14 protein-coding genes and 1 pseudogene are annotated in these 25,545 nt (G+C 40.4%); 9 read left to right on the forward strand and 6 right to left on the reverse strand.

From position 1 onward, the window contains the following. Positions 1 to 182: 182 nt before the first annotated feature. From HWQ58_RS24310 to HWQ58_RS24330, 5 genes are all read right to left on the reverse strand, one after another. Complete coding sequence (locus HWQ58_RS24310) at positions 183 to 1,379, reverse strand: glycosyltransferase family 4 protein (protein ID WP_292868268.1); 1,197 nt, start codon at positions 1,377 to 1,379, stop codon at positions 183 to 185. A gap of 287 nt (positions 1,380 to 1,666) precedes the next feature. Beyond that, positions 1,667 to 2,839 carry an O-antigen ligase family protein gene (locus HWQ58_RS24315; RefSeq protein ID WP_292868271.1) on the reverse strand — a complete coding sequence of 391 codons (1,173 nt, stop codon included), beginning with the start codon at positions 2,837 to 2,839 and terminating at the stop codon, positions 1,667 to 1,669. Between the two features lie 52 nt (positions 2,840 to 2,891). Then, positions 2,892 to 3,995 (reverse strand): glycosyltransferase family 4 protein, encoded by a 1,104-nt coding sequence (locus HWQ58_RS24320; RefSeq protein ID WP_292868274.1) that lies wholly within the window; start codon positions 3,993 to 3,995, stop codon positions 2,892 to 2,894. A 67-nt stretch (positions 3,996 to 4,062) separates the two neighbouring features. Beyond that, positions 4,063 to 5,490, reverse strand: coding sequence for an oligosaccharide flippase family protein (locus tag HWQ58_RS24325; RefSeq protein ID WP_292868277.1), 1,428 nt, complete (start codon positions 5,488 to 5,490; stop codon positions 4,063 to 4,065). A 239-nt stretch (positions 5,491 to 5,729) separates the two neighbouring features. Beyond that, the gene (locus tag HWQ58_RS24330) at positions 5,730 to 7,172 is read right to left on the reverse strand and encodes a sugar transferase (RefSeq protein WP_292868280.1); all 1,443 of its coding nucleotides are present in this window, start codon (positions 7,170 to 7,172) and stop codon (positions 5,730 to 5,732) included. A 2,072-nt stretch (positions 7,173 to 9,244) separates the two neighbouring features. Here HWQ58_RS24330 and HWQ58_RS24335 point away from each other — a divergent pair. Continuing rightward, complete coding sequence (locus tag HWQ58_RS24335; protein ID WP_292868283.1) at positions 9,245 to 15,199, forward strand: non-ribosomal peptide synthetase; 5,955 nt, start codon at positions 9,245 to 9,247, stop codon at positions 15,197 to 15,199. Positions 15,200 to 15,501: 302 nt separating this feature from the next. Then, positions 15,502 to 16,683 (forward strand): aldo/keto reductase, encoded by a 1,182-nt coding sequence (locus HWQ58_RS24340; RefSeq protein WP_292868286.1) that lies wholly within the window; start codon positions 15,502 to 15,504, stop codon positions 16,681 to 16,683. An 87-nt stretch (positions 16,684 to 16,770) separates the two neighbouring features. Here HWQ58_RS24340 and HWQ58_RS24345 read toward each other — a convergent pair whose 3' ends face one another. Further along, entirely contained in the window at positions 16,771 to 18,099 is a 1,329-nt protein-coding gene (locus HWQ58_RS24345; protein WP_292868289.1) for a hemolysin family protein, read from the reverse strand. A gap of 240 nt (positions 18,100 to 18,339) precedes the next feature. Here HWQ58_RS24345 and mfd point away from each other — a divergent pair, with 240 nt between their 5' ends. The 7 genes and pseudogenes from mfd to HWQ58_RS24380 all read left to right on the forward strand — a co-directional run bounded on the left by mfd (position 18,340) and on the right by HWQ58_RS24380 (position 25,527). Further along, positions 18,340 to 21,936, forward strand: a complete 3,597-nt coding sequence (gene mfd / locus HWQ58_RS24350; RefSeq protein WP_292868292.1) for a transcription-repair coupling factor — start codon at positions 18,340 to 18,342, stop codon at positions 21,934 to 21,936. A 123-nt stretch (positions 21,937 to 22,059) separates the two neighbouring features. Continuing rightward, positions 22,060 to 22,323, forward strand: coding sequence for a hypothetical protein (locus HWQ58_RS24355; RefSeq protein ID WP_292868295.1), 264 nt, complete (start codon positions 22,060 to 22,062; stop codon positions 22,321 to 22,323). Beyond that, the gene (locus tag HWQ58_RS24360) at positions 22,307 to 22,645 is read left to right on the forward strand and encodes a type II toxin-antitoxin system RelE/ParE family toxin (protein ID WP_292868299.1); all 339 of its coding nucleotides are present in this window, start codon (positions 22,307 to 22,309) and stop codon (positions 22,643 to 22,645) included. The genes HWQ58_RS24355 and HWQ58_RS24360 overlap by 17 nt, the downstream gene beginning before the upstream one ends. Positions 22,646 to 22,763: 118 nt before the next feature. Next, positions 22,764 to 23,072, forward strand: a pseudogene (locus HWQ58_RS24365) (hypothetical protein); the annotation flags it as partial. A 76-nt stretch (positions 23,073 to 23,148) separates the two neighbouring features. Then, entirely contained in the window at positions 23,149 to 23,439 is a 291-nt protein-coding gene (locus tag HWQ58_RS24370) for a hypothetical protein (RefSeq protein WP_292868302.1), read from the forward strand. A gap of 225 nt (positions 23,440 to 23,664) precedes the next feature. After that, complete coding sequence (locus HWQ58_RS24375; RefSeq protein WP_292868305.1) at positions 23,665 to 25,119, forward strand: hypothetical protein; 1,455 nt, start codon at positions 23,665 to 23,667, stop codon at positions 25,117 to 25,119. A gap of 168 nt (positions 25,120 to 25,287) precedes the next feature. Continuing rightward, positions 25,288 to 25,527: a hypothetical protein gene (locus tag HWQ58_RS24380; RefSeq protein ID WP_292868308.1), complete on the forward strand. Its 240-nt coding sequence runs from the start codon at positions 25,288 to 25,290 to the stop codon at positions 25,525 to 25,527. Positions 25,528 to 25,545 lie beyond the last annotated feature (18 nt).

Genomic DNA, 25,545 nt, shown 5'->3' on the forward strand with positions numbered 1-25,545 from the left:
TGATTTTTTACTTGGATATTATACGGCTATATTCTTTGTTAGAGCAACTATCTTAGCCAAAGGCAAAATTTCAAAATCAACTAAAAAACTCGACTTTTAGTCAGTTTGTAATTTTTGACCATAAACATCTATTCATTACTCAATCCAGTTACTTAGTATAGTAATTCTGAAAGTTAAAGCAGCTACCTACTTTGCCAAACTTTATCGTAAGCATCTAACAGTTTTGGAGCTTGATATTGCCATTCAAGAATCTCCTCCATTCTGCGTCGCCCCTCGGCTCCGAGCTTTTCTCTACGTTCAGGAAAATCTAGAAGTTCTAGAATTTTCTCGGCAAATTCCACCTCATCGTTAGGCTTGGCATAAAGAGATGCTTCTTGTGCAGAACGTCTTCCCTCTCGCAAATCAAACTGGACAATTGCTTTTCCCATTGCCATATATTCAAGGATTTTATTCATGGTGCAGTTTTCGTTATAAGCAGATGTTGGAGAAGGCTCTACACACACGTCGCAGCTGGAAAGCCGCTCTAAGAGCTCTTCACCTTGCTTAAATCCTGTAAATTCTACAAACTCATTCACTTTTAACTCTTTAGATAAGTCCTTAAGCTTTTCTGCCATAGGTCCACTACCAATTAGCATAAAGTGAATATCAGAGCGATTTTTTTTGTGGACAATGTAATATACCATTCTTAGGAGATAATCAATACCCTCTGGTTCTCCCATGACACCCATGTAACCTATCAAGTAGTTTCTACTTCTACGGTAATTAGGGTTTGGAGGCATTCGGCGAAAGCGCGAAAGATCAGGCGCACTACGAACTACAAATACTTTATCGGGTTTCTTGTGCCCACGGTTAAGAGCTACCTCTCGGTGTGACTCGTTCGTTGAAATTACCATGTCTGCTGTCGCATAGGTCAAGCGTTCAGCCCAGCGTAATGCATGATAAAAAATATCGCGCCGCCGGTACTTAGCTTCATACATTTCAGGACTGAGGTCATGATGATCGAAAATAATAGATATACCATGAAATAATTTAAACCATGCTGCTACCAAGAAAAGTAAATCGGGCGGATTACAAATATGTATGACATCAAAACCACGCTCTCGCCATACCCTTTGAGCTAGACGGAATTGCCAGTTAATCGCCCAACTGTACTCTCGGAGATAACCAATGACAGAACTTTCTTCCGGTGGTAGAGGATGACGGTAAATGTGAATCTGCTCAATAATTTCGTAATCTTTTTCAAAGCCATTACCTGTAGGTGAAATTACACTAACTTCATACCCAGCTTTTTGCAAAGTAGTTGCTTCCATCCATACCCGTCTATCAAAGGGAACTGGGAGGTTTTCAACGATAATTAGTACTTTCTTCGGTGATGCCATAATAATTTCTAATTTTTAATTAGTTTAGTAAGTAATTATTCACTCACTCGGAACAATGGTCGAAACCCGGAATTTATGGGTGATAGGCAGGGAAATGTAAAACGTTACTTTAGTAAAACACTCACTTGCCAAGTCTAAAATATACCTTATTTATGGAACCTATATTCATACTTGGCGAAACTGGGTTAAACAATAAGTATGCATATCTACATCATAATAGCTCTCAGTTTTGCTGTTACTAGCTGGTTACAGTTATATTGATTAATCATCTGATTTTTACTTCATCTTTACATTCTGACTGAGAAAGATGCCGCCACATAGAGTATCCAAGTTAAACTATTTGATTCCACCAAGTTAGACTCAGTGAGGCTAGATAAAAGTATATATGTCATGTGTATAAGTGGCCAAATATCAAATGCTGTTTTGCTACTACGCACCCAAGCAAATCCTTGCAGATAACTGCGCCAAAATCCAAAAAAGAAGACTCCTAACCCTAAAAGACCCAAATCAAGACAAAGAGCCAGATAACCATTGTGAGGGTGGTTTGGCGTCCATGCCGCTGCAAGCCAAATATCAGCAGATTCGCCATTCCATCCTTGCCAGAATCCACCATAACCGTAACCAAGCCAAGGATGTTTCCAAATCTTATCAATTACTAATGGCCACAATTCTGTTCGACCCGTCAGTGTCGCATCTTTACCAATTGCACCGAACAGGATATCAGGGTTACTAGACAACCAAAAATATAAACTTTGGCTGATAGTCGCCATCATTATTAGGGTTGGTACAATGAACTGGTAAGACCAACGCCAAATTTGAAAAATAAAAAATGCCAATATTATAATTAATAGATTAACTAGAGAGGAACCGGAAGCGGAAAGCCGTAAGAGTATTATTGACAAGCTAAACGCTACCCAAAAAAGCCAATTACGTCTTTGAGTTTGATAACCAAGGATAAAAAAAGTCATACTACTCGTTACCATTCTTGCTCCCAGACCGTTTTTGTGCGTGAATACTCCACGCCACTTTGAGCCATCGAAATCGCTCTGTATTCCGTATTTAGGCAAAGCTATGGCAAAAACAAAACTGAGTATTATAATAATTGCAAAGTTCCAAGCAAGTAAATGTAACTGCTGTCTTAAGCTATATCGCGAAGCAAAATATAATCCAAATAAACTGGAATTAATAAGGGAAAAACTATTTTTTAATGTTGTTGATGGTTCAAAAGACCAAATAATAGAAACAGCTGACAATAAAATTAAAGAATAAAGCCAAAAGTCTTTTCTAAGGAAATAAAGAGTTTTTTTCCAACGCAAAACTAGTAGTATTACGGTAACTGCGTAGATTAAGGAATAAATAATCCGAATCCCAGAGCTATCAATTTCTACTAAATCGCTCTGTCCAGCTCCTCCTGACAGTACGAGAACAAAGATTGCCCCTGAATACATCAGCAAGCTCAAAATGGTGAATACCTGTTCAGTAACAATTAGTATTTTCCGCATAATAAATTAACTAATATTTATTTTGCATATTTATTTCTTGATAATAAATTTGAGCTGTTTGAGCAGCAATATTTGACCAATTTAAATCTTCCTGACAACGAGCTAATGCCGCAGTTTGCATACGTTGTTGCAAGTCGCGATCGCTTAACAAATAAATAATGGCATTAGCTAAAGATTGGACATCACAAGGTGGAACTAATAACCCATCTTTTTTATGCTGAATTATCTCACTTAATCCCCCTACTTCAGAGGCTACAACCAGTGTTCCTATCCCATAAGATAAAGCTGCTACACCACTTTGAGAGGCTTCTATGTATGGTAGAACTGTTACCGTACTGCGTTGAAATAGATTACTTACTTCTTCAAGGGGGATAAAGTCATTGATAATTTCGTAGCGTTTCTCATCATAACCATTAGGGAAATATTGTTTTATGTTTTCTCCCCGGCCAGCGATAATTAGCTTGACTTCAGGTATACGTTCAGCAATTAAAGGCATAGCCTGAAGTAAATATTTCAATCCTTTATAGGGCCAGATGCGTCCAAAAAATAGTAATGTATTTGGATCGCGAGTCTGACTATTGTGATTACCCCGACGCTTATACAAACTACCAAGTTCCCCATGTGGTAAAACATTGACTCGCTCTTGAGGTATACGGAATTGTTCAATTAGAATTTTTTTTAGTTGATGAGTATGAACAATCAATTGTTGGGAACGGTAGAAGGCAATACGCCTGGTATACTCTGAACCGAATACAGTCATGCTATCTCCTGGGTGACGGAATATATCATGGATAGTTGTCACCAGTGGTGGCATTTTGTTGAGTAACAGTGTCCAATCATACCAAGGATCATTAGTTTCTTGCACATGCAAAATATCTGGCTTTATGTCTTTGATAATACGCATCATCGCGTACATAGACAATAGATTACGCGGATCGCGAATCCGTGGTTTTTTAAAGGTAATCACGCGGATACTGGAATCAAGAACATTGCTGCATACATTTGAGACTTTTTCCGGGTGAATAAGCGTTAAATCAACATATTTAACCAAATTGTTTGCTAATTCAATAGTGTAATCTTCAAAGCAAAAATGTAATAAAGCAACTTTAATCATAATTAAAATTATATTCTCGCTCAATTTTGATGAGTTAATGGTAAAAATCTATCTTCAACAATTACTACTATTTTAAAAATTTTAGCCATAAAAAACGAAACCCGCCAAATGCACCAATACCTAAATAAATCACAAATAAAGAATAGGCACAAGTTGCAATGATTAGAGTAAATATAAAATCTAAGTTAAGTTTTTGTAATAATATTAATATAGGTAGCATCACAATGGTTATTATTAACGGACGGCACAATATTCGCCATAAATTTAATGAAAATAAGCGAGTATAGGTGAAATATATATACTGGATAAAACCAAAAATAGTCATTAATAATGCTATTAAAGCTGCACCTATTAACTGATAGTGCGAAACTAATACCACACCTCCCAAACTCCCTAATGTAGTGGTAATAACTACTTCACGTAGGTTCACTATCTCGAAACCATTGGCTACAAGTAAATAACTCAGTGAGCGTGTAAACGGCAAGAAAAGGAGTGATGCAGCGGCTAAACTAAGAGCTATATTTGCTTCAGCAAAGCTAGTATTATAGATAAAAACTAATAAATCTTTGCCAAACAATAAGATTCCAAGGTATAACGGCAATGCAATGATTAATAAAATTTCGATAATATGTTCAGCTATCTGCCTCTGCTTGTCCCGTCCTTGCTCTACTGCCTTTGAAAATCTTGGAAATATTGCTAAAATTATACTATTAGCAATAATCAAAAAGGGTTGTAGTAACTGTGCTATTCCGCCAAATAGACCTACTAAAAGTTCATTTCCTAATAATGAAAGAATCAATATTTGAATTCTGCCACTAACTACAGCCATTGCTTCAATAGCAAAAAATGTCCGCGCCTCTTTAATTGTATTAAAGACAAAACTTCTATCAATCTGCCATTGTATTTTTACTAAAGGGATGATAAAAATCCATTGAATTATCAAAATTAGTATTTCTGAAAAAAATTGAATCGCCCCCAAATATTCAATTCCATATTTTAGTTGCATCGCCCAAATCATTATTATTAGGCGTAGGATATAAATCGGTACTGTAGCGATCGCTATCAGATGCATTTTTTCTTTAGCTTGAAAAATTGCCTCTGTGATATTAGAAAGCGCAAAAGGAACGATCGTTAAGCCCATTATGTAACAAACAGTCGAGGTCTTGGAACTATAGGGAAGCAAAAACACTACAATTACCAATGCCGCATAACTAAAGAAACTAAATATTAACTGTAGCCACGTACCACTCATTAGATAGACTGGTGTTTTTTGTGGCTCACGAGCTAGTTCTCTAGTAAATAATGTCTTTAGCCCTTGTGAGGCAATGCCCACAAAGATCAAATAGTAGCTATATGCGAGTAGATACTGCCCTAAAGCCTCAGTTCCTAAAGTACGAGCAATAGAAGCGGTTAATACAAATGCTGTAATGCTTTGTGCTAACCGATTGAGTATCATTGAAAGGGAATTACTTATGAATTTGAACTTTTCTACCATTCTTGTAATTCTTAATTCAGCTTAATTTATTCATTTTGAGTCACCATGATTTTTTTGGATAGATCCTTATAAATAAAAGAAGTTTTTTAGATCCTCCTCAAACAGGTAACTAATCAGCAAGGTAGAAAAATCTAAATTTAATCCGCTATCAACTAAACTGTAGACTGCACTGCAATACTTTTATCGATACGTAACTTAGATTCTGTAATCATGAACCTGTACAGCTATGATTTTCTTTTTTAGTAAGCACCATCTTTTTTCAAAACCACCATAACTGTTTTAAGGAGAATTTCAAAGTCTAAAGCAAGTGACCAATTTTCGATGTAGCTCATATCCAGATGAATCACTTGTTCAAAATCTAAAATATCAGATCGACCTGATACTTGCCAAAGACCTGTAATACCAGGCAAAACTTCATGTCGAATAAAATGATGTTCAGAAAACTTATCAACGTCTCTAGTAGGTAAAGGGCGAGGACCTACTATACTCATTTCTCCAAGGATAACATTAAAAAGTTGAGGCAATTCATCTAAGCTGTAACGACGGAGAAACTTTCCAACCCGGGTAATACGAGGGTCGTCTTTTATTTTAAAGATAATTCCATCTTTTGTTTCATTTAAAGCTTCTAATTCCTTCTGTAATGTTTCTGCATCAGACCGCATAGTTCTGAATTTCCATACTTTAAACTGTTGTCCATGTAAACCTATACGAGTTTGCCTGTAAAATACTGTCCCAGAAGAGTCAAGTTTTATAGCTATAGCTATAGCTATATAAATCGGGAATGATAACATTACAAACAAAGTCGCCAAACAAAAATCACAAATACGCTTTATCCAAAAATCTTTACCTGTAATTATCGGGCAATCCAAACTCAGACAAGGCATTCCCCCTATCTTATTAAATTCTATGTTTCTATAAATTGGTTTTAATTCCATCGGTAAGATATGTACTTGAATCCCAGATGCTTGAAATAACCAGCACAAAAACATTCTATTTTTTAGAGCATCCCAAGATATAAAAACTTCTGTTACACCTAATTCATTAAGTTGACTCAATGTTTGTTGACGTTTATATCTGTCTAATGAGTTAGCATTTGCCGTTCCAGAGACAATATAATGCTTTTCTTTTTTTATAAAGCTAGCAATCTGTTCGCGCTCTTGAGGATCGCAAATAATGAATACAGAAGAACGAACGATTTTTTTCTGCTTACGCAAATACTCAAGAGTAACATTTACAGCATATCTACCAGTGCAAATAAATAATATACTTAGCAACCAAGATAATAATATCAATCTGGAGCTTGTGATATCAACAACTGGCTTATACAAAGAACAAACAAGGAGTATTAATCCATGAGCAAAAGTTAACGATTTGATAATATTCCAATAGTCATAGCGTTTTTGACCTTCTCGATAAATACCTTGGAGAGCTAGCGATCCGATTTGAATTCCAATAGTTATTAAAATCGGGAAATATTGACTCGGTACATACCAAGAAAGATGTTCAGAAGAAGATTGATATCCAGCAAAAACCCAAGCTAAGGACAACAAAGTATAATCTACTAAAAACAATGTTGTTAATCTTAGCCACCACGAACCCTTGCGTACCCTGACAAATGCAGATGCACGTAAATCTAAAGATACTTCACTCAATTTATTTGTTGCAATGCTTTGATTACTCATAGTTTAGTAATGCCTGGTATCGTTAAAAAATTTATGAAAACCTACTATATAATCGGGATATCCTAACTCACGCTCACGTTTTTATTTCAAAGAAAGTTGGTCTTTATAACCTACTATTGAACTTTTTTTCAGACTAACTTATAAGTTCTTTATTAAAAGCATATTCCAGAATTTATTTAAGTGTAACTACTACTCTAGACTTAACTTTTGTTGACATGATAACATCCATCCTGTTTCGTACGGAAATTTCTAGCTTTGATGCTAAAGCAAAGGGGATAAGGATTTGTTGGTAAATAACTTAGTATGTTTAAATAACATTCCTGACATTAACAATCAACTTGGTCAGGTAAACAATATTAGTATTTTTAATGTACGTGTACAAAATAATTGGACTGTATTAGCAGAATTAACCCTCTTTTGCCAATTTTACCAGAGAAGAATCTTTAGTTTTTAGGGACTTTAGCAACAAGGCTATTTAAATAAACAAATTATAGATAGCGATCGCATAACCTATAATTTTGCTTAAAATTTAGGATAGACATAATGTACTTTTCTCCCTAGAGTGACAAAATAGGTATCGCATCGCAGATGTACGCTTTATACTTTATAACAGAGATATAGTTACATCTCTTTCTTTATAAATTACTTTAGCATGTTTGCTTATACTATTTTAGTTTTGATTAAAAGCTTCTTTGTTTCTTTACGCATAATTACTTATTAACAAAAATTACACAATTAACATATAACGAAATGCATCAAAAAGTTGATTAACGTTACAAAAATTTACATAAACCAATATTGTGATTTAACTTGGGTCAGTTTCATGGGTACATTTAAAAGAATTAGTAATCAATTAATGATAATTATTAACAAGTAAACTTAAGTTCAATAATGTATGTCTAATATCTGTAAGTCTTACAGTATCTTCATTCTAAACATTTTCACCTCCTGAGAGAGTCAATTTTTTGATATATCCTAGATTTAGATTTTAGACCGCTCTAATTCTTGTCTATTAAAAATTGAGGGTTTAGGCACGGTCATATCACCGTCAAAAAATTAACATTTGACTTGCTGCAAGTAATTATTTATAGCCAAAAACCTTGAATAAGTTTTCCCTCTAAGAAAAAGCAAGGATTTTAATGTATTTTATATCACACTTCTTGGAATGTTAATTCTATGTGCAAGACTTTTACTTTATGTATGCTTTATATAGTGAGATGAAACCGTGCTGATAATGGTTTCACTGAGTCGGCATAACGGTCTTTCGTCAATCTTGGTGAAAATTAATGATTTTTTGTCATCTCAGTTAACGAAAAATCAACCTTTCAACCTAAACTCATGGAAGAACAATAAGTAAAAAAGGATAAATAAAGATGAATGAGGCTAAAATCCTATTTTTTTCAGCTTTTTGCCTTTTTGAACTTTTGAGACTTGGGGCAAAGTGCTCCAACGTCGGAAGTCAACGATTAAACTTCTCTTTGCCCCTTCTTGATTCTAATGACAATTTTTTACACCGAGTTGAGCTTACTTAAGTCTTTTAGCAAATCCGATGGTAGCTTTACACTATTTTTACATATCAATAAATACAATGAAGATTCTGTAATGATGATTTTCCCATTAGGCAAACTTTCGTAAAAAAGTATAGAGTATTTTTAGATATTGTATATTCAATTATACACTCTCAAAAAAAATTGTTTTTTAATGAAAGGTAAAGTAAGCAAATTATTGTTGCCTACATTTTTCATCTTTAGTTAACAGTTAATAAATTGAGTACAAATGGAGAAATAAATTATTATACGCGATAATCAATTGATTATATAAATGTATAAAAACATCTTTTTTTACATAGAAATATTATATAATAACTAGCCTGGATACTAGGAGCAGAAGCGACAACATTTTATTAGAATAGTGGCATTTTGCCATTTTACAGCTAAAGAGGCTTTGTTTTTGTATTCCCATACTCATAGCCTCAAGGCGTTAATTTGTAGCCTCACATAGGATTTGTACATATATAACAATAAATAATAATTTAAAAAATTGGATTTCCTGATGGAGCCGATAAATAAAAAATGCAGATAAATAGCCAAACTTCAGAATATAAGAAAAATATTCCGTTAGATACCTTAACTCCCATCATAGGCACTCAAGTTTTACAGGAATGGAATGACACCCAAGTAGTTCATCATCAGGATCTGTGCATTCATCAAATGTTTGAGATGCAAGTAGAGCGATCGCCCCAAGCAATTGCGGTGGTATGTGAAAATACACAACTTACTTATCAGCAGCTAAACCAACGGGCGAATCAACTAGCGCACTACCTACGTGCTTTAGGCGTTGGCCCAGAAGTTCTGGTGGGTATTTGCCTGGAGCGCTCCTTAGAGATGATTGTAGGACTGCTGGGAATCCTCAAAGCTGGAGGCGCTTATGTGCCTTTAGATCCAGCATATCCTTCAGAACGCTTGGCCTTCATTTTGGAAGACACTCAGACACCAGTATTGTTAACCCAAGAAAAATTGGTCAAGAACCTACCACCGCATCAGGCGCAAGTGGTTTGTCTGGATTCAAACTGGCAAGGGAATATTCAAAACATTCAAGAAAATCCTGTAAATGAGACAACCACTGATAATCTCATCTACGTAATCTATACATCTGGCTCTACAGGACAACCCAAGGGTGTAACAATTCCTCACCGTGGTATCTGCAATCAACTCCACTGGAAGCAAACAACTTTTGGATTAACTCACGCAGACAAAGTTTTACTGACTATTTCTTTTAGCTTCGATCCCTCAGTATGGCAGATATTTTGGCCATTGTGCTTTGGGGGGCAATTGTTCATAGCTCGCCCTGGTGGACATCAAGACACAGCCTACCTTGTGAAAGTGATTACTGAGCAGCAAATCACAGTTCTGGCTTTAGTGCCTTCCATACTGCGTGTCTTATTGGAAGAGAGGGGAATTGAGAATTGCCGATTCATCAGACACATTACCTGTGGTGGTGAAGCTTTACCTGGCGAACTTATAGAACGCTTCTTTGCCAAACTGAATTTGAACAATGTTTTACATAATTGTTATGGGCCGACAGAAGCTTCCATTGATACCACTTTCTGGACTTGCCAGCGCGAGACTAATTATGCTATTGCTCCCATTGGTCGTCCAATTACCAATGCAGAGATTCACATCCTTGATGAAAATTTGCAGCCAGTGCCTATTGGTGAATCAGGTGAACTGCACATTGGCGGTATTGGTCTAGCGCGAGGCTATCTTAAGCGTCCAGAATTGACCACAGAGAAGTTTATTTTTAACCCTTTTAGCTCTGAACCTGGGGCACGACTTTACAAAACTGGGGACTTGGCACGTTATTTGAGCGACGGTAATATCGAGTTCCTTGGTCGGATTGACGACCAAGTTAAAATACGTGGCTTCCGAATTGAATTAGGAGAAATTGAAGCCATATTAGCTCAACATCAGGCACTGACGCAGACTCTAGTCATAGCCAGAGAGGATGTGCTTGGGGACAAGCGACTCGTGGCATATATTGTTGCTAATCCAGAGCAAATTCCTAGTCAGGCTGAATTGCGTCACTTTTTGGAAACTCGGTTGCCTGAATACATGGTGCCTGGTTTCTTTGTATTTTTGGACATTCTACCATTAAATCCCAACGGTAAGATAGACCGCCGCGCCTTACCTGCACCGGATACATCTGATATTAGGCTGTCAACTAACTTTGTTCCACCTCAGAATTCCATAGAAGAAGTCTTAGCTGGCATTTGGGCAAAAGTTTTGCGTCTCGAACAAATAGGCATCGACGACAATTTTTTTGAATTGGGAGGTCATTCACTGCTGGCGACTCAAGTGATGTCTAGGGTTCGCCAAGCTTTTCAGATAGAAATACCGTTGCAACTATTATTTGAGCATCCCACGATCGCTACTTTAGCTCAAGCGGTCGCTCAAAACCAAACTCCAGAAAACGATCCCCAAAATCAGACCATTCTCCAAATAGCCAACCGAGAATCAGCCCCTTTATCCTTTGCCCAACAGCGAGTCTGGTTTTTGGAGCAGTTGGAACCCAATAGCCCAGCGTATATCGTCTCCAATGCACAGCGCTTAACGGGCAAGTTAAATCTGGGTGTATTGCAACAGTCACTAGATGCGATCATTGTCCATCATGAGGCATTACGAACCAACTTTATTACATCATCTGATGGTAGCCCCATACAAGTAATTGGCACGCCTCGGCCAGTGGAACTTAAAATCATTAAGGTAACAAAAGATCAAGTAGAATTTTTCCTCAATCAAGAGGTGCAACGCCCCTTCAACTTAGAATCTGACTTGATGTTGCGAGCTACTTTGCTCCAAGTAGACGAACAGGAGCATATACTCTTGTTAATGATGCACCACATCGCCTCGGATGGCTGGTCAATCGGTATTCTCTGGCAGCAGTTAACAGCGCTCTATGAAGCCTTTTTAAGCAGTAAGCCTTCTCCCTTGGCAAAATTACCCATTCAGTATGCCGATTTTGCTGTGTGGCAGCACCAATGGCTATCAGGTGAAGTACTTTCCAGGCAAATTAACTATTGGAAAACCCAATTAGCAGGTGCTAATACTGTACTGGAATTGCCTACAGACCGACCACGGTCACCAGTGCAAACTTACCAAGGAGCAGCCCAATCTCTGATGCTACCACAGACTTTGAGTGCATCACTCACAGAACTCTCGCATCAGGAGGGTGTCACTCTATTCATGACATTGCTGACGGTCTTTGGGACAATATTGCACCGCTACACTGGGCAAGAAGATATTCTCATTGGTTCTCCCATTGCCGGACGTAATCGTTCTGAGATTGAAGGGCTAATCGGATTTTTTATTAACACCGTTGTTTTACGGACTGATTTTGCTGGCAACCCCAGTTTTCGGTCAGTGCTAAATCGAGTTCGCCAGATGGCATTAACTGCTTATGCCCATCAAGATATGCCCTTTGAGAAATTGGTAGAAGAACTGCAACCAGAGCGAGATACCAGTCGCAACCCACTGTTTCAAGTGTGGTTTAATATGCTCAACTTAAGGGACATCCAACTGGAACTACCTGGAGTGGCTATAGAACCAGTCTCGATCCTAGAAACAGCTTCCAAGTTCGACTTAACCCTTTACGTTACAGAACAAAATCAAGGAATCCAACTTGATTTAGTTTACAACACCGATCTGTTTACTTCAGAACGGATGATGGAAATGCTTCATCAATTCCATCACTTGCTAAATCAAATTGTTGCTGCTCCAGAGAGGCAAATTAGTTTATATTCCCTGGTGACACCAGAAGCGCGACCTTTACTACCACAGCCAATGGCGATTCTGCCAGAACCACGGTATGAATTGACGACAACAATGTTTACCTCTTGGGTAAATCGTACTCCAGAACATTCATCACTTCGTCAAGGATTTCGTACTTGGAATTATAGGGAATTGGGCAAAATCGCTCAAACCTTAGCACAGGTTATGTTATCTCACGGAGTAGAGCGGGGAGATGTCGTAGCCGTGTTTGGGACACACAGCTTTGGGCTAATTGCCAGTATGCTTGGCGTACTCTTGAGTGGCGGTGTACTACTCACCCTCGATCTGAAACTTCCTAGCCAACGCCAGCGGCTGATGCTACAGGAAGCTAAAGCTAAATACATATTATATATTGATGGTCAGCGTCGAGAAGACGAAAATATAGGGGAGTCTTTAACTAGCATTTGTGTCAACCCAGACACAGGAGAAGCCATAAATTCAAGCAAAAAGAGCATTGAAGCCGTAAATCTACCTGAAATTACTGCCGACGATGCAGCTTATATTTTCTTTACTTCCGGCACTACTGGTGTCCCGAAAGGGGTGCTGGGATGTCATAAAGGGTTGGCGCATTTTCTGAACTGGCAGCGACAGACCTTTGAAATTAATCAGCAAGACCGTGTTGCCCAATTAACTGGTCTTTCTTTTGATGTCGTTCTTAGAGATATTTTCTTACCTTTAACTAGTGGTGCAACCCTCTGTTTGCCAGAAGAAGGCGATAATCTAGAACCGACTCGAATTCTGCGTTATTTGGAAAATGAGCAAATTTCTGTACTTCATACAGTTCCTTCGCTGGCGCAATTATGGTTAGCAAATGTGCCGTCAGGAGTCTCTTTACGTAACTTACGTTGGTTATTCTTGGCTGGAGAACCTCTGAAAGAAACCCTTGTACTTCGGTGGCGGGATGCTTTTCCCGAATCAGGTGAAATTATTAATCTCTATGGACCGACAGAGACAACTTTGGCAAAATGTTATTATCAAGTACCTGTTGAGTGTACACCAGGCATACAGCCAGTAGGATTGCCGTTGCCTCAAACCCAAGCACTAGTTTTGACACCAAATCACCAACCATGCGGTATCGGTGAACCAGGCGAGATTGTAATCCGAACTCCATTCCGCAGTTTGGGTTACATCAATGCCCAACAAGAAAACCGTTCTCGGTTTGTCAAGAACCCTTTTCGGAATGATCGCCAGGATTGGCTTTATTATACAGGCGATCGCGGATGCTATCGTCCAGATGGCTCTCTAGAAATTCTCGGTCGCCGAGATCATCAAGTCAAGATCCGGGGGATACGCATTGAGCCAGGGGAAATTGAAACGGTGTTAGCCCAACACCTAGATGTACTCCAGACTGTAGTCATTGCCCGTGAAGATGTTCCCAGCGATCAACGTTTGGTGGCTTACATTATACCGAATCAAGACTCAGCAATTGCGATTACTGATATCCGGTGCTTCCTCTCGACAAAATTGCCACAATACATGCTACCTTCAGCTTTTGTCGTGCTGGACACCATGCCTTTAACCCCCAATGGCAAGGTAGACCGACGTGCCCTACCTGCACCAGACTTATCGAGGCAAGAGCCAGAAGCCACCTTTGTTGCTCCCCGCAATCAAGTGGAACGCCAGTTAACTCAGATTTGGGAACAAATTTTAGGTGTCCAGCCCATTGGCGTTAGGGATAACTTCTTCGAGCTAGGAGGACATTCTATCCTAGCAGTAAAACTGTTTTGGCAAATTGAAAAGACATTTAATAAAAACCTGCCTCTTGCTATTCTTTTCCAGTCAGGGACTGTAGAGGCTCTAGCCAAAATAATCTGCCAAGAAGAAGATTTAACAAAAAACTCGGCTTTAGTAAATACCTTAGACCAATCAAAATCTAGCTGGTCATCCCTGGTAGAAATTCAACCCAACGGTTCCAAGCCACCTTTTTTCTGTATTCACGGGCTGGGTGGAGAAGTCTTATGTTTCCGTGAATTGGCATTGCATCTGGGGACAGAACAACCATTTTACGGATTACAAGCACGGGGGCTAGATGGAAAACACCCTCTTCATACCCGCATTGAAGATATGACAGCGCACTATATTCAAGAAATTCAGACCCTTCAACCTCATGGTCCTTATTTTCTCGGAGGTTATTCCTTTGGGGGTACAGTTGCCTTCGAGATGGCTCGACAACTCCAAGAGCAAGGCGAACAAGTAGGCATTTTAGTTATGCTTGATAGTTGTCGTCCAGGATATAGCTGGCAGGCGCCATTTCTCAAGCGAGTTTTTTTGCATTTAAATAATATTGTTCAACAAGGGCCTAACTACCTTTGGCAAAAGGTTGTGAGATGGAGCTATTGGCGTAAGCAAGAACTGCAAAATACATATAACCGTTATCTGGAAGACGTACTTCATGTACCTGAAACTGACAAGCATTTAAAGGTTATAGATACTAACACTCAAGCCATCAGTGACTATATTTTTTCACCTTACCTTGGTCGAGCTATTCTTTTGCGGACAGAGGATAAAAATCGGGACGAAGCTATAGGCACAGAATACGATCCTCAATTCGGCTGGGACGAGGTAGTAGTGGGAGGATTAGATATCCATTACATTCCCGGATCTCACCTTGACATACTTAATGAACCCCATGTAGAAGTGTTAGCCGAAAAATTGAGAAAATGCTTAACTCAAGCGCAGTCTCAGTCTGCAAAGAATTAATTTGAACTTTTCCGTTAGTTCACCTTCCCACAACTCAGCACTGCTGGGTTGTTTTGCCATTTCTTGGTCTAAACTTGAGAGAGTAATAGAAAAATGCTTGCTAGTGGTAACTAGGATGAGATAATTATTCTGTGGAACTGGAATATTGGTAAAAATCCAATAACCAAAAGACCTGACCGATTTAAGAATGCGATGAATATTGCTAGTGTCACAGATTGAACAGAGGGAATGATTGTGGCACTAAAAGCTGGAATGACTATCGTTTTTAGATTTTAAGTTGGTAAGCAATCCACAATCCACTGATGCTATATAGAAGATTTGGACGCACAGAATTACAGATGCCAGTGTTTTCCTGCGGTGGCATGAGATATCAGTTCAAATGGGAGGATGTTCCCAATCATGAAATTCCTGCTGATAACCAGGCAAATCTGGAAGCGACTATTAGAAGGGCAGTCGAGGTTGGGATTAATCATATTGAAACTGCCCGTGGTTATGGCACTTCGGAAATGCAATTGGGGAAAATATTGCCCAAGTTTCCCCGCAAAAAGTTGATTGTTCAGACCAAAATCAATCCAAAGGCAGATGCGAAAGTATTCCGAGAGACATTTGAAGAATCCTTGAAAAATCTCCAGCTAGATTATGTTGACCTTTTAGGGTTGCACGGCATTAATCATCCTGAGTCGTTAGATGACAGTATCCGTCCCGGCGGCTGTTTGGAAGTAGCGCAGCAGTTGCGAGCAGAGGGAAAAGTTAGATTTATTGGCTTTTCCACACACGGCTCGACAGATATGATTGTGCAGACAATTAATACCAATCAATTTGATTACGTGAACCTGCATTGGTACTACATTAATCAATGGAATTGGGCAGCAATTGAAGCAGCTAAAAGCCACGATATGGGTGTGTTTATTATTAGCCCATCTGATAAAGGAGGTTTGTTGTATAAACCTCCACAAAAATTAGTCAATCTTTGCGCCCCATTGAGTCCAATGGTGTTTAATGATTTGTTTTGTTTGAGTCATCAAGAGGTGCATACCCTGAGCTTAGGAGCAGCAAAACCAGAAGATTTTGATGAACACCTGAAGACTTTAGAATTAATAGATCGGGCATCAGAAATTTTGCCACCAATTTTAGCAAGGTTGGAATCAGAAGCGATCGCTACTTTGGGAGAAGATTGGGTAAAATCCTGGGAAACAAATCTACCAACCTTTGACGAAACCCCTGGTGAGGTAAATATTCGGGTGATTTTGTGGCTGCGGAATTTAGCGATCGCCTACGATCTAGTAGACTACGCTAAAATGCGCTACAACCTGCTTGGCAATGGTGGCCACTGGTTCCCCGGCAACAAAGCCGATCGGTTAGAAGAATTAGACTTAGGGCAATCTCTTGCCCGTAATCCCTACGCCGATAAAATCCCCCAACTCCTGAAACAAGCTCATCAGTTGTTGGCGGGTGAAGCAGTCAAACGTCTATCTCGCACTTGATAAATTGCATAAATAGGGCATTGGCTATTATGGCGTATGGCAAATAGTAAACAATAATTATCAATGCCCAATGCCCAATGCCCAATACTAGTCAGATTTTTTCGTGTCTGCTGATTTAACTGCTTTAGGTACGACTAGCACCTTATCAACGCGATTACCATCCATATCCATCACTTCAATTCGCATACTTTGCCATTCAAAATGATCTGCTGCGGCAGGAATACGACCTAAATGGGTAATGACAAAACCGCCTAATGTTTGATAACTGCCGCGTTCCTCAGATTCCCACGCTTCCATACCAAAAAGTTCCAAAAACTCCTCTACAGGCAACATCCCATCCAAAAGCCAGGAACCATCTTCGCGTTGCACAGCTTGTGGTTGATCCTGTCCATCCGTTGAAGGAACATCACCCACGATTTCACTCATGATGTCGTTGAGAGTGACTAATCCTTGAATTACGCCGTATTCATCCACTACCAGCGCCATGTGAGTGATAGTTTGCTTGAACAATTCCAAAACTTTCAAGCCACGGGTGCTTTCTGGCACAAATACAGGCTGTCGCAATCCGATCGTCAAGTCTAGTGGTTCCCCTCGGAAACTCCTGGCTAATAAGTCGGTGACAGGGATAACACCCAGCACATTGTCAAGTCCCCCCTGACAAACTGGATACCGAGAATAAGCACTATCAACCATTTTTTGGCGATTTTCTTCGGCAGAGTCGTCCAAGTCTAGCCAAACAATATCAGGACGGGGTGTCATTAAGTAGCTGACAGGGCGATCGCCTAAACGAAAGACTCGCTCTACCATATCCTGTTCAGCTTCTTCAAAGGTTCCTGCCTCGGTGCCTTGCTCGATTAAGATCTTAATTTCTTCTTCGGTGACTTGCGGCTCGGTAGAAGCTGTAATACCCAGTACTCGCAGGATCAAATCTGTAGAAGCACTTAAGAGATATACCATTGGCGAAGCGATCGCCGATAAGGCACGCATTGGAATAGCTACAGTCGATGCAATTCTTTCTGGATTGTTTAATGCCAGACGCTTTGGTACCAATTCGCCAACAATGAGTGACAAATAGGTAATGATCAAAACCACTACTCCAAAAGATATCGGTTCACTATAAGGTGCTAACAAAGGTACAAGTCGCACATAGACTGCCAGTCGGTTGGCAATTGTTGCTCCTCCAAAAGCACCAGTTAGGATACCGATCAGGGAAATACCCACTTGAACGGTTGACAGAAAATGATTTGGAGACTCCGCTAATTTCAATGCTGCCATTGCCTTGGCATCTCCTTGATTGGCAAGCTGCTGTAGCCTAACTTTCCGTGCCGAGACAATCGCCATCTCAGACATAGAAAATACCCCGTTAGCAATAATTAGCACCAAAATGATTAAAATTTCAAAAGTTATGGAAGACATGTTTAAAATTGCCGCTTATCAGAGCAAACGTAGCTCAATCCCTAGTATCTAGTATTAAAGGTGCTTCGATAAATACTTTGACTATATACAAAGTAGTAGTTATAGTTCTTAAGTTTATTAGTCACTGTGCATTATTCTTCCACTGAAGGAATAAGAAAGCTGTTAACACTTTTAAAATAGTTGACATAAACTGCCTCAAGATTTGCTGACCTACAAAGACTCCCATCGCTAGTAGTACTTATGTCATTTTCTTCTATTGTGCGTGCCTTAGGCCGATCACCGCTCACCACTGAATTTATTTCTAAGCTGAATCGACAACAAGAATTGCGGTTAAATGGCATTCCCAGGCTGCCCAAGACTCTAGTGGCTTCGGCATTAGCGCAGTCTCAGGGCAAGGATTTGTTTGTGGTTTGCGCCACTCTGGAAGAAGCTGGACGCGTTTATGCACAACTGGAGGCAATGGGATGGCAAACAGTACATTTTTACCCCACCTCCGAGGCTTCTCCCTACGAACCTTTTGACCCAGAAACTGAGATGAGTTGGGGGCAAATGCAGGTATTGGCAGATTTGGGAATGGGGGATAGACGGCTGGGGACTGGGGACTGGGGACTAGGAGGACAAAAAGAAATTATTGAAAAAGTTACTCCCTTGTCTGTTCCCAATCCCCAATTCCCAATCCCCAGTACCGGAGCGAAGCGACCCTTGGCGATTGTGGCTACTCAAGGAGCGCTGCAACCTCATTTACCACCGCCAGAGGCTTTTGGGCAATTCTGTCTTACCTTGAAAAAAGGGATGGAATTAGACTTAAATGCATTCAGTGAGAAAATAACTATTTTGGGGTACGAACGAGTTCCTTTGGTGGAAATGGAAGGGCAATGGAGTCGGCGGGGCGATATTGTTGATGTGTTCCCGGTTTCTTCTGAGTTTCCAGTCAGGTTGGAATGGTTTGGCGATGAAATCGAGCAAATGCGGGAATTTGACCCAGCAACCCAACGTTCAGCCCTCGACAAAGTTGAACAGTTAATTCTAACCCCCACTAGCTTTACTCCCATCGTGATGGCTGCACTGAAAAATAGTGCTGAGTTTCGAGTGCTGAGTGCTGAGTTAAATTCTGACGCAGAACTTAGCACTGAGAACTCATCAATGATGGAGGGTAGCCGTCGCTTTTTGGGGTTAGCTTTCGAGCACCCAGCATCTCTGCTAAACTACTTAGCAGAGAATACCCTGATTGCCATTGATGAGCCAGAACAGTGTCATGCTCATAGCGATCGCTGGGTGGAAAATGCCCAAGAACAATGGGGAATAGCACATGGACAAGAATCTACTCCCTTAGCATTACCGAAAATACACCGTTCGTTTGATGACTGTTTGGTTGATGTTGCCAAGTTTAAAACATTATATTTATCGGAACTCTCAGAGGAAAATAGTGGGATCAATCTTGCCAGCCGTCCTGTTCCAACCACGCCACACCAGTTTGCTAAACTAGCTGAAACCATCCGCCAAGAACGCGATCGCAATTTCTCGATCTGGCTGCTTTCTGCTCAACCTTCGCGTTCCGTCTCGCTGTTGCAAGAACATGATTGTCCGGCTCAGTTTATCCCCAATCCCCGCGACTACCAAGCGATTGATAAGCTGCAAATCAACCATATTCCCATTGCCCTCAAATATTCTGGGCTTGCGGAACTAGAAGGTTTTATCCTGCCTACTTACCGATTGGTAATTGTTACAGATCGGGAATTTTTTGGGCAGCATTCTTTGGCGACTCCCGGCTATATCCGCAAGCGCCACAAAGCTACTTCTAAGCAAGTTGATCCCAATAAGCTGCGTCCAGGCGATTATGTGGTTCATAGAAATCATGGTGTTGGGAAATTTGTCAAGCTGGAAAGTTTGACAATTAATAACGAAACCCGTGATTATTTGGTAGTGCAGTATGCTGACGGGTTACTTAGAGTTGCAGCCGATCAAGTAGGTGCTTTATCCCGGTTTCGCGCCGCAGCTGATAAAGCACCGGAACTCAACAGGATGACCGGTAAAGCTTGGGAAAATACCAAGAATAAAGTCCGCAAAGCGATTAAAAAATTGGCGGTGGACTTGTTGAGACTTTATGCAGCGCGATCGCAACAACAAGGTTTTAGCTTTCCAGGTGATATGCCTTGGCAAGAGGAATTAGAAGATTCTTTCCCCTACCAACCCACAACGGATCAGCTCAAAGCAGTACAAGATGTAAAACGCGACATGGAAAGCGATCGCCCAATGGATCGCTTAGTTTGTGGCGATGTCGGTTTCGGTAAGACGGAAGTGGCGATTCGTGCTATTTTCAAAGCAGTCATCGCCGGTAAACAAGTGGCACTCCTTGCGCCAACGACTATTTTAACACAGCAGCATTACCATACACTCAAAGAACGTTTTGCTCCTTACCCCGTAAATGTCGGTTTACTCAACCGTTTTCGTTCGGCTGAAGAACGCCGCGATATTCAAAAGCGATTGGCAACGGGTGAATTAGATGTAGTGGTTGGTACACAGCAACTTTTGGGTAAAGGCGTGATGTTCCGGGATTTAGGACTGTTGGTGGTGGATGAAGAACAAAGGTTTGGGGTAAACCAGAAAGAAAAAATTAAAAGCCTGAAAACTCAAGTGGACGTGCTTACCCTCTCCGCCACTCCCATTCCCCGGACTTTGTATATGTCTTTGTCGGGAATTCGGGAAATGAGTTTGATTACCACACCACCGCCAACTAGACGAGCGATTAAAACCCATCTGTCACCGATTAATTCCGAAAGTATTCGCAGTGCAATTCGTCAAGAATTAGACAGAGGTGGACAGGTATTTTATGTAGTTCCACGAGTAGATGGAATTGAAGAGACAACAGCAAATTTACGAGAAGTAATACCAGGAGCTAGGTTTGCGATCGCTCACGGTCAAATGGATGAAAGCGAGTTAGAATCAACCATGCTCACCTTCAGCAATGGCGATGCAGATATCCTTGTTTGTACGACAATTATTGAATCTGGCTTAGATATTCCGCGAGTCAACACCATTTTGATTGAAGATGCTCACCGCTTTGGATTAGCACAGCTGTATCAATTACGCGGTCGTGTGGGACGTGCAGGGATACAAGCTCATGCTTGGTTATTTTATCCGAAGCAACGGGCATTATCTGACGCAGCACGGCAACGATTACGAGCGATTCAGGAATTTACTCAGCTAGGTTCTGGGTATCAACTAGCGATGCGCGACATGGAAATCAGAGGCGTGGGTAACTTGCTAGGGGCAGAACAATCTGGTCAAATGGATGCCATCGGTTTTGATTTATACATGGAAATGCTGGAAGAAGCAATTCGGGAAATCCGAGGACAAGAAATTCCGAAAGTGGAGGATACTCAGATTGACCTCAACCTGACGGCATTTATCCCAGCAGATTACATTACCGATTTGGATCAAAAGATGAGTGCTTATCGGGCGGTGGCGACAGCTAAATCTAAATCAGAATTAAAGCTAATTGCTGCTGAGTGGAGCGATCGCTATGGTACTTTACCAGTCCCTGCAAATCAACTTTTGCGAGTCATGGAACTCAAACAGCTAGCGAAAAAACTCGGATTTAGCCGGATTAAACCAGAAAACAAGCAGCACGTCGTTTTAGAAACGCCGATGGAGGAACCAGGTTGGAATTTGTTGGCGGCGAATTTACCCGAAAATCTCAAGACGCGCTTTGTGTATTCTCCTGGTAAAGTGACGGTGCGCGGGTTAGGAGTTTTTAAGGCGGATCAACAATTGCAGAATTTGATTGATGCTTTCGGGAGAATGCAAGGTGCGATTCCAGAGGCGGCTGTTGTTTGATTGGGAGAAAAAGATTAGTCATCAAATGAAAATCTATGTCATTTTGAGCAGGCTGGAATTCTAAACCCAGCCCTTTGAGTCTAGTTAGTAGAATTAAAGGAAATACTAACCCAACTTCAACTCATGATAAAAACTATCGAAGGCATTTATCAGGATGGAGAAATTCATCTCACCCAGTTACCGCAAGATGTTAGCGATCGCTCTCAAGTTCTCGTCACCTTTCTAGACCCTGCCAAAATCGACCCCACGAAATTACGCCAACTGATTGATCAGTTGGAGACAATTGCAGGTATTGGACAAGGTTTCGAGGATCTCAACGCTGGTAAAACTCGCCCAATTGAGGATTTTGTCCAAGAAATGCAGCAAAAGTATGACATTTCAGGTTGAGATTACCCCAATCGCGGAAACTCAGATTGAGCAAGCTTATCGCTGGTATCGAGAGCGGAATCCTGAATTTGCTGATCGCTGGTTTCGAGGATTGATGAATGCTATTGCTACCCTACAACAGAAGCCCCAACGTTGTGCTTTAGCAGTCGAACATGAAATTTTTCCAGAAGAAGTACGTCAACTCCTTTATGGGAAAACCAAAAATGTATACCGAGTACTTTTTACGATTCGAGGTACTACAGTTAATGTATTGTATGTACGCCACAGTGGCCAAGCACCATTGACAGTAGATGACCTAGAGGAGTTACAAGGTGAAGTTTAGGATTTCAAAGCGATCGCAATCGGATAAGCAAGTTACATAGTATAATAAATTACTGTAATATAACGTAAGTATTTGCACAACTGGGGTCTAACCATTCGACTAGAGTGATCGCTATGGTACTTTACCAGTGTCGGCGAATCAATTTTTGCGAGTCATGGAACTCAAACAGCTAGCGAAAAAACCTGGATTTAGCCGGATAAAACCAGAAAACAAGCAGCACATCGTTTTAGAAACGCCGATCGAGGAACCTACTTGGAATTTATTGGTGGCAAATTTACCAGAAAAGCTCAAAACGCGCTTTGTGTATTCTCCAGCTAAAGTTACGGTGCGCGGTTTAGGAGTTTTTAAGGCAGATCAACAATTGCAGAATTTAATTGATGCTTTCGGGAGAATGCAAAGTGCGATCGCTAAAGTGGCTGTTCTTTGAGCAGTAGTTAAACAATAGTTATTGTTGTGGAGAGCGATCACGCAATTTCACACCTCCCCTCATTTTCTTTTTTAAAGTGAACTATATTGCTTCTGAAAAACAGAAAGCTATACTTGGTCTTGCTGCTCAAAAAACTTATTACAAAGCTGCCTGCTCAGAACAATTACTGAATCAGAAAATTATGTCAGACAATGTTCATGCATCTCTACAATCCTCGATGGTTCAAATAAGTCAGTCAAGCAATAGCAGTTCTAGAACTGAAAAGATTTCCAGTGATTTTGAGGTATTTATTTCCTATCGTACTAACCCTGATCAAGAACTTGCAGTTGCTCTTAAGGAACTGATTGAGGGATCAATAGAACCCTAACCTCACGTTTTCGTTGCTGGAGCAGGTGGTCTACGCCCATCTAACATTGGTTATAAACCCCAGATACAAGCAGCCGCACAGTCTTCACGAGCATTTATTGCTATTATTACTCAGCAATCCAAGGAACGTGAATGGCTTTTCTATGAAGCTGGAGCCGCTTGGGGACGCAATCAGTTGTATGCCCCCTTACTAGTTGGTACAAGCCCAGGTGAGCTAGCTAGTACAATGGCTGACTATCAAACAGTACGAGCATCTGATCGAAATGAAGTTGAGCATCTGTTAATTGCAGTTGCTGAGGCGGTCGGTGGTAAAATTAAGACACGTTTTAGTCAGCGATATCGAGCTTTTTTCAAACGAATTGAAGCTTATCAAAAAATAGAGATTGTTGAAGAAAACATAGAAGAGTCTTCATCTCTATCTCAAGCAATTAAGCTTTTGCAACGTGGAGAAGTAGAGGAAGCTAACACCTTGTTTGATCGGCTTGAAGAAACTGCATCCACCAACGAAGAGAAAGCAACGATTAGAATTAGGAGGTTGCTAAATAGTGATCGGGAAGGACGTAACCCTCTAAAGGAGCTAGAGTCGCTAGCTCCTGAATTACGTAATACTTACCATTGCCAGTTTTGGCTTGGCTTATTTGAATCTCGTGTTGCTGCTTCCATCTCCTATTATGAAGAATGCCTACGTCTAGCTACAGCTAATAATGCTACTTTCTTTTCTAACCGAGCAACTCTTGCTTTAGCTGAGGAGAGATTCAAAATCGGTGAGCAAGAGATAGCACTTGAGACGTTACGACAAGCAATGGTCAGTGAAGATAGAGACCTTAGAACTGAAGCTGTAGAAACGTGGCAAAATCTTGACCAAAAGCCTCACTTTCTTGAGAAACTAGTTATTTTATTAACTGGTCTAAGCGATAAAGCTGACTCTTCAATTATACTCAACGCCCTCACAGAGTTGGCTCTTGATAATAAATGGTCTTCTTTGCTTACTTATTTCGCTCAATATGCAGATCGGGTTGATGTTCAAGGAACTGCTGCAAATAATCTAGGGCGTGCGTTTTATGAGCTAAAACTCTATTCACTTGCATATCTTGCGTATGCTAAAGCAGTCGAAGCTGGAATATCTGTGGCTAAGGTGAATATGGCAACTCTTCATTTGTGGAATCCTCTTCCAGCTGCTGGTCTTAAACTCTTAAAAGAACATACAGGAACTTACGACGCTGCTGACGCTGGATATCCATACGATATTCGGGCTGAACTTGAGCGAAGTGTCCAGAAAGAGCATAAAAAAGCAGAAGAGCTATATAAGCAAGGGTATAAAGTTGCCGTGATGATAAGTCATTTTGGGTGGGAAGCGATTCGCAGTAACAAGCTCACTCTAGAAGGCAAACAAATCGAACTAGAATCTGGAATAGTAACTATCAAAGGAAGCGAACCAAATTGCCTCAAGTTCATTACAAATGATGAAAAGGTTTACTTAGAACTAAAACGCATTGGTAGTACTATCGGACTATGGCAAGCTGCGAATATAGGCTCATTTACAGCCCTTTATTGCTTTACAGAAACAGGTTATATGCTTGGGTTAACTATACATTTGACAGATATTAGTATAAAACCCATTCTTAATAAATATCCAATTCTCTGCGTAACTGAGGCAATAGTACAATCGCCTTTGACGTAGTTTGGGTTTCCTGAATCAACTCAACACTTGCTTCTACTCAAACTTTACTACTTCGCCTATGGAGAGCGATTGCACTTTGCTCTCACCCCAATCGATCGCACCCTAACAACCCCAACAGAGTGCAAGCAGAGATAATTTCTAGTATGACTTTCGTAACGATTGACAGCCATGACAGAGCTACTTGAACAAGCGATCGCCAAACTAAAAAACTTGCCTGCCAATGAACAAGATGCGATCGCTGCAATGATTTTGGAAGAACTAGAAGAGGAACGCTATTGGGATGAAGCTTTCGCCCGTTACCCTGACAGACTCGCTTTACTTGCAACCGAAGCAATGGTTGAATACCGTACAGGAAAAACCCAAGAGTTAGATTCTGCGATCGCATACCCAATTTGGAGCAAAAGATGAGCGCTCACCGTGCAGTTT

It is taken from the genome of Nostoc sp. LPT, from assembly GCF_017115165.1.
In the GTDB taxonomy this organism is placed as follows: Bacteria; Cyanobacteriota; Cyanobacteriia; order Cyanobacteriales; family Nostocaceae; genus Nostoc.